At 63.0% G+C, this 15,508-nt stretch carries 13 protein-coding genes; 6 read left to right on the top strand and 7 right to left on the bottom strand.

Features of this window, described 5'->3' with window-relative positions; genetic code table 11:
• Positions 1-162: 162 nt before the first annotated feature.
• The 4 genes from BSF79_RS10680 to BSF79_RS10665 all read right to left on the bottom strand — a co-directional run bounded on the left by BSF79_RS10680 (position 163) and on the right by BSF79_RS10665 (position 4,394).
• The gene (locus tag BSF79_RS10680; protein ID WP_425443237.1) at positions 163-1,248 is read right to left on the bottom strand and encodes an ABC transporter ATP-binding protein; all 1,086 of its coding nucleotides are present in this window, start codon (positions 1,246-1,248) and stop codon (positions 163-165) included.
• Positions 1,249-1,326: 78 nt separating this feature from the next.
• A complete protein-coding gene (locus BSF79_RS10675) occupies positions 1,327-2,382 on the bottom strand; it encodes a methyltransferase domain-containing protein (RefSeq protein ID WP_090269880.1) in 1,056 nt (351 codons plus the stop codon).
• Between the two features lie 98 nt (positions 2,383-2,480).
• Positions 2,481-3,611 (bottom strand): hypothetical protein, encoded by a 1,131-nt coding sequence (locus tag BSF79_RS10670; protein WP_090269879.1) that lies wholly within the window; start codon positions 3,609-3,611, stop codon positions 2,481-2,483.
• A 3-nt stretch (positions 3,612-3,614) separates the two neighbouring features.
• Positions 3,615-4,394: an SDR family oxidoreductase gene (locus BSF79_RS10665; RefSeq protein ID WP_090269878.1), complete on the bottom strand. Its 780-nt coding sequence runs from the start codon at positions 4,392-4,394 to the stop codon at positions 3,615-3,617.
• 161 nt (positions 4,395-4,555) lie between these two features.
• Between BSF79_RS10665 and BSF79_RS10660 the strand changes: the two genes are divergently transcribed.
• A complete protein-coding gene (locus BSF79_RS10660; protein WP_090269877.1) occupies positions 4,556-5,569 on the top strand; it encodes a Hint domain-containing protein in 1,014 nt (337 codons plus the stop codon).
• Positions 5,570-5,587: 18 nt separating this feature from the next.
• Here BSF79_RS10660 and BSF79_RS10655 read toward each other — a convergent pair whose 3' ends face one another.
• Positions 5,588-5,962, bottom strand: a complete 375-nt coding sequence (locus tag BSF79_RS10655) for a BrnA antitoxin family protein (RefSeq protein ID WP_175545307.1) — start codon at positions 5,960-5,962, stop codon at positions 5,588-5,590.
• Positions 5,963-6,132: 170 nt separating this feature from the next.
• Here BSF79_RS10655 and BSF79_RS10650 point away from each other — a divergent pair, with 170 nt between their 5' ends.
• From BSF79_RS10650 to BSF79_RS10630, 5 genes are all read left to right on the top strand, one after another.
• Complete coding sequence (locus tag BSF79_RS10650) at positions 6,133-7,740, top strand: peptide chain release factor 3 (protein WP_090269875.1); 1,608 nt, start codon at positions 6,133-6,135, stop codon at positions 7,738-7,740.
• Positions 7,737-8,354 (top strand): hypothetical protein, encoded by a 618-nt coding sequence (locus tag BSF79_RS10645; RefSeq protein WP_090269874.1) that lies wholly within the window; start codon positions 7,737-7,739, stop codon positions 8,352-8,354. The genes BSF79_RS10650 and BSF79_RS10645 overlap by 4 nt, the downstream gene beginning before the upstream one ends.
• 105 nt (positions 8,355-8,459) lie before the next feature.
• Positions 8,460-10,208, top strand: a complete 1,749-nt coding sequence (locus tag BSF79_RS10640; RefSeq protein WP_090269873.1) for a glycosyltransferase family 2 protein — start codon at positions 8,460-8,462, stop codon at positions 10,206-10,208.
• A gap of 3 nt (positions 10,209-10,211) precedes the next feature.
• Positions 10,212-11,150, top strand: a complete 939-nt coding sequence (locus BSF79_RS10635; RefSeq protein WP_090269872.1) for a glycosyltransferase family 2 protein — start codon at positions 10,212-10,214, stop codon at positions 11,148-11,150.
• Positions 11,151-11,394: 244 nt separating this feature from the next.
• A complete protein-coding gene (locus tag BSF79_RS10630; protein WP_090269871.1) occupies positions 11,395-12,909 on the top strand; it encodes a DEAD/DEAH box helicase in 1,515 nt (504 codons plus the stop codon).
• A 142-nt stretch (positions 12,910-13,051) separates the two neighbouring features.
• Here BSF79_RS10630 and BSF79_RS10625 read toward each other — a convergent pair whose 3' ends face one another.
• Entirely contained in the window at positions 13,052-14,722 is a 1,671-nt protein-coding gene (locus BSF79_RS10625; protein ID WP_090269870.1) for a ribonuclease J, read from the bottom strand.
• The gene (locus tag BSF79_RS10620) at positions 14,719-15,498 is read right to left on the bottom strand and encodes a type III pantothenate kinase (protein WP_090269869.1); all 780 of its coding nucleotides are present in this window, start codon (positions 15,496-15,498) and stop codon (positions 14,719-14,721) included. Before BSF79_RS10620 ends, BSF79_RS10625 begins: the two co-directional genes overlap by 4 nt.
• Positions 15,499-15,508: the final 10 nt, after the last annotated feature.

The raw sequence follows: 15,508 nt of genomic DNA, 5'->3' as shown, positions 1-15,508 counted from the left end.
GAAAATCTCATATCGTATCTAGTGGTGATCCGCGCCGGTTGGAAGAACCAAAGCGCCGCAGACCGGTGTTTTTGCCATTCTCGCCCGGCTTTCGGCCAAACTGCGCCCAGCATTCACATTTCCGAAATATCCCCGCCGGGGGCATCGCCCCGCCCCGCGCCCTCAGCCCTTGACCGGAAACACGAAACACCGATCACGCCGGAACATCAACCACAGCGGCTTGCCAACTGCGGGCAGAAATACGTTCGGCACCGTCGCCTTCAGCACCGACCCGTCATAGTCCATCCGGATCTCCACCAGACTTTCCGACCCCATGAACCGCGCCCGCACCACTTCGCCGCGCGCCGCCACCCCGTCCTGCACCGTGGGCAACGGCCCCTTGCCGCCGCGATCAAAGTCGATCTTCAAATGCTGCGGCCGGATCACGATCTCAACCTCATGACCATCCGGCACGCCGGGCGCCAGAAACTGACCAAAGGGCGTATTCGTCAACGCGCCCTGAACTTCACCGCGTATCACGTTGATATCGCTAAAAAAGGCCACGGCCTGCCGGTCCACCGGCGCGTTATAGATATTATAGGGCGCGCCCTGCTGCACGATCCGCCCCGCCCGCATCAGCGCAATCTCATCAGCCATCCGCATCGCCTCATCGGGCTCATGCGTCACCAGCAAAACCGCCGCGTCTTCCTGCTTGAGGATCTCCAGCGTCTGATCGCGGATATCGTCGCGCAGCCGGTTATCCAGCCCCGAAAACGGCTCGTCCATCAGCATGATCCGCGGCCGCGGTGCCAAGGCCCGCGCCAGTGCCACCCGCTGCTGCTCGCCGCCCGACAGCTCATGCGGATAGCCATCGATGAACCGTACCATCCCGACCCGCTCCAGCAATTCCTCGACCCGCGCACGCCGCGCTTCTTTCGGCCCCTTCAGACCAAAACTGACGTTTTCCGCCACGCTCAGATGCGGAAACAGCGCGAAATCCTGAAACATCAGCCCGATCGCCCGCCGTTCAGGCGGCACCCGGAATACCGTGTCGCAAATCAGCTGCCCGTCGACATAAATCTCGCCTTCGTCCTGCATCTCGACGCCGGCAATCATCCGCAATGTCGTCGATTTGCCGCACCCCGACGGTCCCAGCAGGCACGTCACCTGTCCCGGCATCACCCGAAGCGAGACATGATCCACCACCGCCTGCCCGCCAAAACGGCGCACAAGGTTGCGGATTTCCAATCTGGGGGGGGCTGGTTCCACCTGTGGCCTCTCATGATCCCAAGCGTTTTCATCAGACATCACAGGCAGATAACAACCCCCGCCCTAAGGCACAAGTCCCTAGCAGCACGAAGCCGCCCCCGATGCCGGGCCCGCCGCGGCACCCGCCTGCTCGAACGGGCTGTCGCCACCGCAGCCTGCAAAAATCCCGTGGTGCGTGCTGAAATCGCCGATGAAATCGAAATGCTCTGCAAACCGCGTCCCGGCCAGCATGTGCCAGGTATTGCCGCAGACCGGAAACACCTTGCCGCGCGCCATCACATGATGATCGTCCAGCGCAAATTCGTGCGGTGCCTGTGCCACCGTGCCCTTGTAAACCACCGCCTGCCCGTAATCCTCACAGGCCGGTTCCAACCCCTCCAGCTTGAACAACCGATAGGTGGCCGAGGTGAAACTCAGCGGTGCCACCCGCGCCTCCAGCGCGGCATTCTCGATCGTCAAAGGCCGGTGCGTCACCAAACGCGGGTCCGCGAACCCGGCACGCTTGGCAAAGCTCAGGAAATCGTTCCAGTACAACGCGCCCGACAGGCACTCGCCATACAGAACCTCGTCGCGCGCCATCGCCTCCGGCACCCGCCGATCCGCGTACACGTCCGAGAAATACATCTCGCCGCCCGGCTTCAACAACCGATGCGCCCCGCGCAACACCGCCTCTTTGTCCTGCGCCAGATTGATCACGCAGTTCGACACGATCACGTCAAAGCTGCCCGGCTCCAGATCCAGCTTGTCCAGTTCCTCGATGAAGCCGTGATGGAATTCCACGTTGTCGAACCCGAACTGCTCGGCGTGCCAGCCCTGATGCCGCCGCGCCACCTCAAGCTGCTCGTCCGTCATGTCCACGCCGACCACACGCCCCTCGGGGCCAACCAGCTGCGCCAGCGCATACACATCGCGCCCCGCGCCACAGCCAAGGTCCAGAACCCGCGCGCCCTCAAGCGCCAGCGGCATCACCAACCCACAGCCGTAATAGCGCGTCAAAACCTCGTCATGCACCCGGCTCAGCACCGCCTTGACGTGGTCCGGCATGTCATCCGGGCTGCAACAGGCATTGGTCTGCAAATCGCTGCTGCCCTGCAAAACCTTACCGTAATAGTCCTGAACGCTTTGATGTGTCATGGCTCACCTACCTGTCTGTTGTTGCCCCTTGGGTACCGCCTGCCCCGACACGAAGCAATCACCCATCCGCCGGTTTGACGCAGCCGTGATTGCGCGCCTCATGCCGCCTCGGCCAGCAAATCAAACTCTGCCTCGGCCACGATCCGGCCATTGACCTGAAGCTCAACCCGGTGCGGGCCGGGATACAGCCGAAACGTGGTGGCATTGCCCTTCAGCCGATGCCGCTTGGTCATCGCCAAGGCGTGCCCCGCCTTGGTCACGCCCTGCTTCAGCTTGAACACCTTGCGCCCCGCCCGCCCGTCAGGCCGATGAAAGTGCAACACATAATCCACCAGCACCGGCACCGCCTCGGGGCTCAGAACCTCGACCGAAAACACCAAGGCCCCGCCAATCCGTACCGGCTCTGGTGCCATGGTTATCGTCGCCGTCAGATCCGCATCCGCCCGGTATCCCAGCAGCGCCAGCGCCTGCGGCTCGCCCGCCTTGACCAGCGTGCGCAGCGCGTGCCGCGTCATCCACGCCAGCTCGTCCGGCGCCTGCGCCCTTGCCGCGCGCCACGCCTCCAGCCGTTCCACCACCGCTTCGGGCGCGATCTTGGCCACGTCGTTCAGATGGTTCGCGACCGAGCGCGTCACGAACCGCGTGCCATCTCCGTGCAGCCGGTCCAGCAGCGGCAGCGCCGCCTGCGGATCAATCCCGATCTTCATCCCCCAAGGCAGCTTGGGCCGCGTCCCTTCGCTGACCAGCCGCCGCACATGATAATGCCCGTGCCCGGCCCAATCCTGCATCCGCTCCAGCACCTGATCGGGCCAGCGGTTCAGAAACGGCCGGATCGCGTATTCCATCGAAAACCGCTGGGTGATCTCTTCCAGCAGGTCCAGCGAGGCCTCCGGCGCCTGCATCCCCCGCCGCACCACCAATTCGCCCAAGGGCGCAAAGATGAAATCGCCGAAATCATCGTCCGACAGCTCTGGGTCGCAAGGCGCAGGCAGCGCCGCCTGGATTAGCGCAAACCCCTCTGGCGGCAAATGCGCATCCAGCACTTCCGCGATCCAGTCAATTCGCTGCTTCAGCTCCAGCTCGGGCAGCCGCGCCATCACCTGCGCGTCAAACCCGGCCCGATCAAATCCGGGATCGGCCTGCGCAAAAAGCCCGCCCAGAAAGGCGACCTTTTCGGCATTGAACAACTGATCCTTCAGCGAAAACCGCTGTGGTTCCTCCTGCGCCATCGCTCAAAGCGTCGCGTTGGTCGCCCCACCGTCCAGCAGGATATTCTGCCCGACGATAAAGCCCGCGTGCTGCGAGCACAGGAAAGCGCAGGCCGCGCCAAATTCCGCCGCCGTGCCATAGCGCCCCGCCGGGATCGTGGCACAGCGATCGTCCATCGCCTGCTCCATGCTGATTCCCTTGGCCGCGGCCACGCCGCTATCTAGTGAAATCGCCCGGTCGGTGGCATGAATGCCCGGCAGCAGGTTGTTGATCGTCACGCCCTTGCCCGCCACCTGCCGCGAGGTGCCCGCAACATAGCCGGTCAGCCCGGCGCGTGCCGAATTGCTCAGTCCCAGCACCGCAATCGGCGCCTTGACGCTCTGCGAGGTGATATTCACCACCCGGCCCCAGCCCTTCTCCATCATCCCCGGCAACAGCGCTTTCATCAGCGCGATCGGCGTCAGCATATTGGCGTCCAGCGCCTTGATGAAATCCTCGCGGCCCCAGTCGCTCCACATCCCCGGCGGTGGCCCGCCCGCGTTGGTCACCAGAATATCGACACCCTGCGCGGCCTTCAGCACGGCCGCCTGACCCTCTGCGGTGGTGATATCGGCGGCCACCGCCACCACATCGACGCCATATTCCGACCGAATCGCCGCCGCCGTTTGCTCCAGCACGTCCACACTGCGCGCGTTGATCACCAGATCAACCCCCGCTTCGGCCAGCGCCTCGGCGCAGCCGCGCCCCAAACCCTTGCCAGAGGCGCAAACCAACGCCCGTTTGCCTGCGATTCCAAGTTCCATATGCGGTCTCTCCCAATATTCTCCCCCTCAATCTAACACTGCCCGCGCTAGGCGTGCCAGCAAAAGGCCGTTACTGTGGCCCCTTACCGCCATAATCCGCACGTAAACCGGACTCCTGCCGGATGGCACTTACCGCCGAAATATTGTAAGAGTACCCCCAAATGTCAGAGCATACCGCCACATCCGTGTTTTCCCTGCCGGTTTTCCGGTCGCAGGCGCTGTTTGTCAGCACCGGCGCAAATCACGGCGACAGCCTGTCGTTCGCCGACGACCTCGTTCACGAAGACAGCTACCTGCTGCGCCACGGCGCGCGTGCGGCCCGGCTCAGCGTGCACCCCGGTTCCGATGACAGCTTCATCGTCGCGCAAAGCACCGAAATCGGCCATGCCGGTGCCGCGGTCCACCTCGACAGCTGCCTGACCTTCATGTCTTCCGACGGCTCCACCACCGAGGTTCTGATCCTCGTCGAGGTTGACGCCGACGGCAACGCCGCCGAAATCTATGCCCTGCCCTTGATGCCGCTTCAGCCGAAATGCGATTATGTTCTGGTCGGCATCGACCAGACCGGCGCCCGTGCCAAACTGGCCGAGGTCGCCTGCGTTTCCTTCACCGTCGGCACCCATATCACCCTGGCCTCCGGTGCACAGCGCCGCATCGAAAGCCTGCGCGTGGGCGACCGCGTTCTGACCCGCGATGATGGCCCGCAGGAAATCCGCTGGATCGGCCAGTCCACCGTGCGCGCCGTGGGCGAGTTCGCCCCGATCCTGATCCGCGCCGGCACGCTGCACAATGATCACGACCTGATCGTCAGCCCCGAACACCGGCTGTTCATCTACCAGCGCTCCGATGAACTCGGCGCCGGCCGGTCCGAGCTGCTGATCCGCGCCCGCAACCTTGTCAACGGCACCACGATCGTCCGACAGGATGGCGGCTTTGTCGATTACTACCAGCTGCTGTTTGACGACCATCAGATCATCTATGCTGAAGGGATCGCCGCCGAAACCCTGCTGCTGGACCCACGCACCAGCCCCGCGCTGCCGCCCGAAGTGGCCGCACGCCTGCGGGAACGTGGCCTGCGCCACTCTGATCGCTCGTATCTTGATTTCGACATCAAGCCGCAGCGCCCCGATGCGCCCGACATCGCCACCCTGCTGCGCCGCGCCTCAACCGGCTAACAGGCCCAAGGCTCTGGCTCAGCGCCCCTCGCGCTGCCGCTGCTGCATCAGCAACTCCACCCGCCGCTCCAGATAGGCGTCGAACCGGGGCGCGGTGGTTTCCTCGTCCCAATGCGCCTTGACCTGCCCCGCCACCAGCGCCGCCCAATAGATCCGCAACACCAGATTGATCCGCGCGCCATATCCCGGCCCCAGACGGCGAAACCACTTCACCATGTCCGTATCCAACCGCAGCGTGACCCGCGTCTTGGGCCGCGCCACCGGATGCGTCGCCTCCAGCCCGTCCCACTCGCTGGGCAGCGACTGATCAATCCAGCTCTCGGTCAGATCGGCCTGAAACCGCTTCAGCTCCTCCATCATCTCGATACGTGCACTCTGGCGGGTCGCGGACATCGGCGGGCTCCTCATTTTGCCATTCCTCCACAGCATCCCCGCGCCGCGTTAACATTTGCCAAGCCCCGCGTGCGGTGCCCGCGCCGGTGTACGGGCGGTGCACAGGGGGTGCACGCCTGTCACCCCGCATTATCTTGCCAACGGCCCCCATCTTACCTATACGCGCGCTCATGTTGGACATCGCCTCAAACCGCCCCGAATTGCCGCCCGAAATCGCGCGGCGCCGCACCTTTGCGATCATTTCGCACCCGGATGCGGGCAAAACCACGCTGACCGAAAAGTTCCTGCTCTTCGGCGGGGCGATTCAGATGGCCGGACAGGTCCGTGCCAAAGGCGAAGCCCGCCGCACCCGGTCCGACTTCATGCAGATGGAAAAAGACCGTGGCATCTCGGTCTCGGCCTCGGCAATGTCGTTTGATTTCAAACAGTTCCGCTTCAATCTTGTGGACACGCCCGGCCACTCGGATTTCTCCGAAGATACGTATCGCACCCTGACGGCGGTGGATGCGGCCGTGATGGTGATCGACGGGGCCAAGGGCGTGGAATCTCAGACCCGCAAACTGTTCGAGGTCTGCCGCCTGCGCGATCTGCCGATCCTGACCTTCTGTAACAAGATGGACCGCGAAAGCCGCGACACGTTTGATATCATTGACGAAATTCAGGAAAATCTGGCAATCGACGTGACCCCAGCCAGTTGGCCCATCGGGGTCGGTCGTGATTTCATGGGCTGCTACGATCTGCTCAACGACCGGCTGGAACTGATGGACCGCGCCGATCGCAACAAAGTGGCTGAATCGATTGAAATCAAAGGCTTGGATGACCCTCTTCTGACCAAGCACATCCCCGCCGACATGCTTGCCACCCTGCGCGAAGAGGTCGAAATGGCGCGCGCGCTTCTGCCCACGCTCGACCCGCAAGCCGTGCTCGAAGGCCACATGACCCCGATCTGGTTCGGCTCCGCAATCAACTCCTTCGGCGTCAAGGAACTGATGGACGGTATCGCCACCTACGGCCCCGAACCGCAACCGCAAGCCGCCTCTCCCCGCGCGGTTTGTCCCGAAGAAACAAAGGTTTGCGGCTTTGTCTTCAAGGTGCAGGCCAACATGGACCCCAAGCACCGCGACCGCGTCGCCTTTGTGCGTCTCGCCTCGGGGCACTTCACCCGCGGCATGAAACTGACCCATGTGCGCACCAAGAAAACCATGGCGATCAGCAACCCGGTGCTGTTCCTCGCCGCCGACCGCGAGTTGGCCGAGGAAGCCTGGGCCGGCGACATCATCGGCATTCCCAACCACGGTCAGCTGCGCATTGGCGATACGTTAACCGAAGGGGAACTTTTATATGCGACTGGTATTCCCAGCTTCGCCCCCGAACTTCTGCAAGGCGTGCGCGCCGGTGACCCGCTCAAGGCCAAGCATCTGGAAAAGGCGCTGATGCAATTCGCCGAAGAAGGCGCGGCCAAAGTATTTAAACCCTCCTTCGGCTCCGGCTTTATCGTCGGCGTCGTCGGTGCCCTGCAATTCGAGGTGCTGGCCTCGCGAATCGAACTGGAATACGGCCTGCCCGTGCGCTTCGACCAGTCGCAGTTCACCTCGGCGCGCTGGGTCAAAGGTGAACGCCAAGCCGTTGAAAAGTTTGTTGATTCCAACAAACAGCACATTGCCTATGACCATGATGGCGACATCGTTTACCTGACCCGCCTGCAATGGGATATCGACCGGGTTGAACGTGACTATCCCGACATCAAACTGACCGCCACCAAGGAAATGATGGTGTGACCCTTCAGAACCGCGTGCTGCCAACGGGCGAGATTGTCGCCCACCCGGCACGCGGTTCCCTGACCGGAAATCGTGGTATCCTGCACCGCGCCGATCTCACCCTTGGCACCGCGCGGTGGAAACATCCGCATTGGGTCTGCTGCGCGCTGGAGTTTCGGGGCCGCCACCGCTTGCCCATGCCACCAAACGCCTGGACCGCTTTGTTTTTCCTCGATGAATCTGTGGCGCTGGCTGCTGGTCATCGCCCCTGTCACCAATGCCGCCACGCCGACGCCAAGCGCTTTCGCGCCGCGTGGCAGGCCGCACATGGTCCGGTCACCTCGACCAAGGACATCGACCGCGCCCTGCACCCCGCCCGCGTCACCCGCGCCCGGCAGCAGCTCCGCCACAGCGCCCCCGCCGAAACCCTGCCCGACGGCAGCCTGATCCTTACCGACGCGCCCTATCTGATCTGGCAGGACCGCGCGCTGCGCTACTCTCCCGCAGGGTACACCGCCGCCGCCCCGCGCCCCACTGGCCCCGTCACCGTGCTGACCCCCGCGCCGCTTGTCGCCACGCTGGTGCAGGGCTACGGCCCCGCCCTTCATCCCACCGCGCGCGCCCTGCTTGACTGAGCCCGATTTCATCTTGCCTCAAATACGCCCACCGGCGGCATCCACCCCCACCCAAACCGCCACTCGCCTCTTGCAGCGCCCTGCGCGCCGGGCCATTCTCACGCCATGAGCGAGCAGAACACCCCGACCTATCCCGGCGGCCTAGACGCGGTCCTGACCCAGATGGAAGGGCGACGCGACCCGTTCGTCTATGGCCCGGACGAGGCCCTGCCACCGCTCGACACCGACCTCGAAGCGCTGACCAAAATCCTTGTCGACCCCAGCGCGCCCGAGACCGGCGGCTCTGGCACCACATACGCCCGCAAGTATCGCGATCTGGCCAAGGAATTCGCGGATGCCCCCGCACTTTTGATGCTGCACGGGCTGTTGATCGCCAACCTGCGCCGCCGCGATCAGCCCGCCCACACCCCCGCCCTGTTTCAACGGCTCTGGGCCGAGAAAGCCGACTTTCTGCTCGCCCATCTTGATGCGCGCTGGCTGGTCTCTGCGATGACCACCTTCGGCGATCACGGCGCGACCGAGGTCCAGCGCTCCCTTGGTCAGTCGCTTTCGGTGCTGTTCGGCATGATGAAGCTCTATGAAACCGAGCGGCTTTTCTCTGGCGCCCCCCCGGATCAAGCCTTCGCTTGGAAACGCCGCTCGGCCAAGACGCTGGCCTTGGAGATGGACGCCTATGCCATCGTCGGCGGCGGGTTGGATGTAAACATGCTGGGGCGGCTCTGGCAGGACGCCGCGCAGGACCCGGTGATCGCCCCGCTGACACGCCACTTGCTGAACCTGTTGATAAACGACGACAAAACCGTATTTCGTCGCCTGCGCACCATGCGCACCCGCCGCGAAAAGAAGATCGCCGCCAAATCCAGCCAAACCGCCCCGACAAGCGCCAAGACCAACATCGCGCTGGTCCCCCCGGCCCGGGTCATCACCGACCCCGCGATGCTGAATTGGGGCACCGTTTCACTGGTCAAGGCGCCGCTGCCGCAGATCCTGCGCTTTGCCGCGCATCACCTCGATCTGGGCGCGCACCGTGTGCATATCTATCTGGATGCCCCCGAGCCTGAAACCCTCGCCGCCCTGTCAGCCCACCCTCGGATCGCTGTCACCGCCTGCGATGCCGCCTTCTGGGATGCCCAGAAAAAAGGCCGGATGGAGGCGCATCAGAACCGCCAATCCTGGGTCGCCACTCTGGCCTATCACGCCACCGATTGCGACTGGCTGGCCCATATCGACGTTGATGAATTTCTGCTGCCCCCCGCACCGCTGTCCGACCTGCTGGCGCGTGCCCCGGCCAACTGCGCCGCCATTCGGATGCCCCCGGCCGAACAACTGGCTGGCCCCGGCCCTGAGCAATTCAAGCTGACCACCACCACCGCCGGTCAGCCCCCATCGGTGCTCGAGGATATCTATCCCACTTTCGGGCTGCACCTGCCCGACGGGTTCGTCAGCCACACCGAGGGCAAAATCATCGCCCGCACCGGGCTGGGCCATATCCGGTTCAACCTGCACGCGCTCAGCTATCGCAGGGCGCCCGCCTCGAATGTGATCCCGCTGGCGGGGCTGTATCTGGGGCACGCCCACGCGCCCGATTGGGACACTTTCCGCAGCCACCTGGATTTCCGCATGACCCAAGGCTCGTATCGCAAGGCCGCAGCGGATGATTTCAAGTTCCGCGATATTGTCGAATTCCTGCTCGACAGCGAAGGTGAACCCGGCCTGCGCGCCCTGTTTAACGAGGTTTGCACCGCCACCCCGCACCTGACCCAATCCCTGGCCGCGCACCATATGCTGCTGGACCGCCCGCTTGATCTGGACGCCAAAGTGCTGCGCCACTTCGGCACGCTTCCGAAAGGCTAGGCCATGGATTTACCGCGCTGGGGCATCGTCAGCACCATCAAGGCCCCCGTGGCCGAGATCCTTGATTTCTGCGCCCATCATCTGGATCTGGGCGCGCACCGGATCTTTGTCTATCTCGATGATGACAACCGCGCCGCGTTTGACCGGCTGTCGGCGCATCCGAAAATCCGCCCCACCCTGACCAATGATGCCTATTGGCGCCAGCTTGGGTTCAAACGCCGCGCCAAGCACCAGTCACGGCAGTTCGAAAATGCCCGCCATGCCTATGGCCGCGCCGGGGATGTCGACTGGCTGACGCATATCGACGTTGATGAACTGCTCTGGCCCGCCCGCCCTTTGGCGGACCAACTCGCCGATCTGCCGCCCGACTGCCTGTGCGCCCGCATCCGCCCGGTCGAAGCGCTGGCGCCTTGCGGGCCTTCGGACGTCACCCACTTCAAGGCCTGCGCCGCTGCACAGCCGAAACGCAAAACCCAAACCGCGCAGCTTTATCCGACCTTCGGCCTGCATCTGAACGGTGGGTTCCTCAGCCATGTGGCGGGAAAAATGATCTATCGCACCGGCGTGCCGGACCTCAAGGTGCAGATCCACAACGTCTTTGTCGGCGACCAGATGAATCCCGGACAGCAAGAGCTGCCGCAAACCGAATTGCTGCACCTGCACGCCAAAAGCTGGGAGGCCTTCCGCGCCGCATTTCACTACCGGCTGGAAAAAGGCTCGTATCGCAGCGAGTTGAAGCCCAACAAGCCGCGCGACGAAGGCGGCTTGAGCATGCACGAACTGTTCTCCTCCCTCTATGCCGACAAGGGCGATGCCGGGTTGCGCGCGTTTTATGATGAAGTCTGCACCGCCTCGCCCGCACTGCAGGAACGGCTTGCCGCCGTCGGTCTGCTGCGCAGCTATGCGTTGGATCTGACCACGAAAACCGCGCGCCATTTCTGACGGCCCGCCGCCAACTGTCTCAAAAATCGAAACAATTATACGCAATTAACGCGAACCATCCTCAGCCCGGCACCAGTGGGTCGCGACATCATCGCCGCGCCAGATCACCGCTGCATTGACCCGGCAGCCGCTTTAGGCTAAACCCCGCGCGTGGGTCATGAATGTGGAATAACCACGGGGCCATACGGGCCCGACCCTCATCAGTTGCTACGGGCCAAAGCGTGTCCGTAAACCACGGATACTCATGATAAAATTCTCTGATCTGAAACTCGATCCGAAAGTCCTCAAAGCCGTAGAAGAGGCCGGGTACGAAACCCCAACCCCCATTCAGGCCGGGGCGATTCCGCCTGCGCTTGAAGGGCGTGACGTTTTGGGAATCGCCCAGACCGGCACTGGCAAAACCGCCAGCTTCACCCTGCCGATGATCACACTGCTGGCCAAAGGCCGCGCCCGCGCGCGGATGCCGCGCAGCCTTGTGCTGTGCCCCACGCGCGAACTGGCGGCTCAGGTTGCCGAAAACTTCGACACCTATACCAAGCATCTGAAGCTGACCAAGGCCCTGCTGATCGGCGGTGTGTCCTTCAAGGAACAGGATCAGCTGATCGACCGCGGCGTTGACGTGCTGATCGCCACCCCCGGTCGCCTGCTGGACCATTTCGAACGTGGCAAACTGCTGCTGACCGGTGTGCAGATCATGGTCGTCGACGAAGCCGACCGGATGCTCGACATGGGATTCATTCCTGATATCGAACGCATCTTCTCGCTCACGCCGTTCACCCGCCAGACTCTGTTTTTCTCGGCCACCATGGCCCCGGAAATCGAGCGGATCACCAACACCTTCCTGTCCGCCCCCGAGCGGATCGAAGTTGCGCGTCAGGCCACCGCCTCGGACACGATCACGCAGGGCGTTGTCATGTTCAAAGGCAGCCGCAAAGACCGCGAATCCAGTGAAAAGCGCACGCTGCTGCGGGCGCTGATCGACAGCGAAGGCACAGCCTGCAAAAACGCGATCATCTTCTGCAACCGCAAAGCGGATGTGGACGTGACCGCCAAATCGCTGAAGAAATACGGCTATGACGCGGCTCCGATCCATGGCGATCTGGATCAATCGCAGCGGATGCGCACGCTTGATGCCTTCCGCGAAGGCAGCCTGCGCTTCCTCGTGGCTTCGGACGTGGCCGCCCGCGGCCTCGACATCCCCGATGTCAGCCATGTGTTCAACTTCGACGTGCCCAGCCACGCCGAGGATTACGTCCACCGTATCGGCCGCACCGGTCGTGCCGGGCGCAAGGGCACCACGATGATGATCTGCACCCCGCGCGACGAAAAGAACTTCGACGCGATCGAAAAGCTGGTGCAGATGCCGATCCCGCGGCTCGACAACCCGATGAAGCCTGGTCAGGCCGAAGCGGCAGCAGACGACAGCCCCGCCGAGGAAGAGCGCAAGCCCCGCACCCGCACCCGGACGCGCGCCCCGCGCAAGACCGACAGCGAAAAGCCAGAGGCGGCACAGCAGGCTCGGCCAGAGCCGAAGCCCCGGCCCGAGCGCAAACCGCGCGCCGAAGCCAAGCCGCGCCCCGAGGCCGCGGCGAAGCCCGAGCATCCGCAGCAGGACGAACCGAAGCGCGATCAGCGCCCGGCCCAATCCCCATCGCGCAGCCGCTCGTCGGGTCGTGACAATGGTGGCAAGGTTGTCGGCATGGGCGATCACATGCCCTCTTTCATCGCGCTCAGCTTTGACGAGCGCCGCGCCAGCTAATTCTGGCGGCAATGAAAATACCCAAAAGGTGGCCCGCTTGGCCGCCTTTTTTCATGCCCGCGCAACAAAATTGTCATGTCCGCACAACAAAAAACGGCCCGCGCAAGCAGGCCGTTTTCTCGTTTCTCTTGCTGAGGGGTGGTTAGGAAACCAACCGGCTGATCACCACGGTGACCTCGGGTTTCTTGCCAATCTCAGTCTGTGCACTCTGGCGCACGATCTTCCTCAGACCATCCTCCAGCTTATCATCATCGGCCAATGTCCGAGCTCCGGCGCGGCCCATGAACTGGCTCAGATCTTCTTCCAGCACATCAATCAGTGGCGACCGCGACCGTCCGGTTTCTGCCAGCCCGCGCAATTCGCACCACGGCTCGCCCAACGGCTCGTTCGCTTCATCCATGATGACCGTCACCAGAACATGCCCGTTCAGCGCCATCCTGATCCGGTCGCGCACAACCCCGTCCATCGCGCCGATCTGCACCGACCCATCCAGATAGGTCCGCCCGGTTTCGACATACCCCGCGACCGTGGGCTTGTTGCCCGACAGGTTCACGATCATGCCGTTCACCGCAACGATCGACTGGAACTTGTTGCTTTTCGCCACCTTCACATGCTCGCGCAAATGCCGGTGTTCGCCGTGCATCGGCACCACGATCTGCGGTTTCACCAGCTTGTGCATCGCAATGATGTCGGGCCGGTTGGCGTGGCCCGACACGTGATAGCGCCCGCCAGCATCATCCACCACGTCCACGCCCATTTCGCTGAACTGGTTCATGATGCGGATCACGCCGCGCTCGTTGCCCGGAATGGTTTTCGATGAAAACAGGAACAGATCGCCCTCTTTCATCGTGATCCCATTGTACTTGCCGTTGGCCAGCTGCGCGCTCGCCGCGCGACGTTCGCCCTGACTGCCGGTCACCAGAAGCATCACGTTATCACGTGGCAGCTCGCGCGCATCCTCCGGGCTGATCACCCGCGGAAACGAGGTCAGAACCCCGGTCTCGGTCGAGGCTTCGACCATCCGCCGCATCGCCCGCCCCATCAGGCAGATCGAGCGCCCGGCGCGTTCGCCAGCCTCGGCCAGCGTCCTGACGCGTGCCACGTTGCTGGCAAATGTCGTCGCCACAACCATGCCCTTGGCCTCGGCCACCAGACTTTCGATCTCAGGCCCGACGCTGATCTCGGACCGGCCGGCGACCGGGCTGAAGATGTTGGTGGAATCGCACACCAATGCCTTGACGCCGGGCTTGGCCACCTCGGCCCACAGCACCGGATCAAAAGCTTCACCCACGACCGGGGTTTCGTCCAACTTGAAATCGCCGGTATGGATCACACGCCCGTCCGGCGTATCAATCACCAAAGCCGAGCTTTCCGGGATCGAGTGCGAGATCGGCAGGAATCCCACCGTGAACGGGCCCGCCTTGGTGGTATCCGGCCATTTCGACACGACCTTCACCGCCTTGTCGGGGAACCCGTATTCCGCCATCTTGCCGCGCGCAATATTGGCCGTGAAGGCCCGTGCATAGATCGGCGCACCCAGCTTTTCATACAGGTGCCCCACCGCGCCGACATGGTCTTCGTGCGCGTGGGTGATGAAGATTGCATCCAGCTGATTGCGGCGTGCTTCCAGCCAGGAAATATCGGGCAAAATCAGGTCGACCCCCGGGGTGCCGTCCATATCGGGGAAGGTCACGCCCAGATCCACCAGGATCAACCGTTCTTTTCCCTCTTCGCCATATCCGTAGACATAGCAATTCATGCCGATCTCCCCCGCGCCTCCGAGGGGGAGGTAGATCAAGCGTTTGCTGCTCATATGTTGCCTTGGTCCTTGTTATATTTGTGAATGACCGTCAGGCCATGAATTGTCAGATCGTCTTCGATTGTATCAAACAGGTCTTCGCCCTGCGCAAACAATGGCGCAAGGCCCCCGGTGCCGACCACTTTCATCGGGCGTTCATATTCCTGGCGGATCCGTTCGATCACGCCCTTTACCAAGCCTATATAGCCCCAATAGACGCCAGATTGAATACAGGCCACCGTATTTCGCCCAATCACTGTCTCGGGCCGGGAAATATCAACGTGCGGCAGCGCTGCGGCCCCCTGATGCAGGGCCTCCAGCGACAGGTTCACCCCCGGCGAGATCACCCCCCCGACATAGGCGCCATCTTCGGCCACAACGTCAAAGTTCGTGGCGGTGCCGAAATCAACAACCACGATGTCACCACCATGCCGGTCATAGGCGCCGACAGCGTTGGCCAACCGGTCCGGTCCAACCTTTGTGCCCTCATCCACGCGCGGGGCCTGCGGCAGCAGGCATTCCGGCTTGCCCACCACCAGCGGACGACAGTTAAAATACCGGTCCGCCAGAACCCGCAGATTGAACACCACGCGCGGCACGGTCGAGCTGATGATCACCGTGTCAATATTCATATCGATCTTGTGGTGCACCATCAGCGCATCCAGCCAGACAAAATACTGATCCGCCGTGCGCTGATGGTCGGTCGCCGTACGCACCGTGCACAAGAACTGTGTCCCGTTCCAGATCGCAAAAACCGTATTCGTGTTGCCGCAGTCGATCGTCAGAAGCATCCTGTCCCCC

Origin of the sequence: Thalassovita taeanensis (assembly GCF_900110775.1) — a bacterium.
GTDB lineage: Bacteria > Pseudomonadota > Alphaproteobacteria > Rhodobacterales > Rhodobacteraceae > Litorimicrobium > Litorimicrobium taeanense.
Note: the sequence above shows the minus strand (reverse complement) of the source record. Positions and strands in the feature narration are given on the sequence as shown.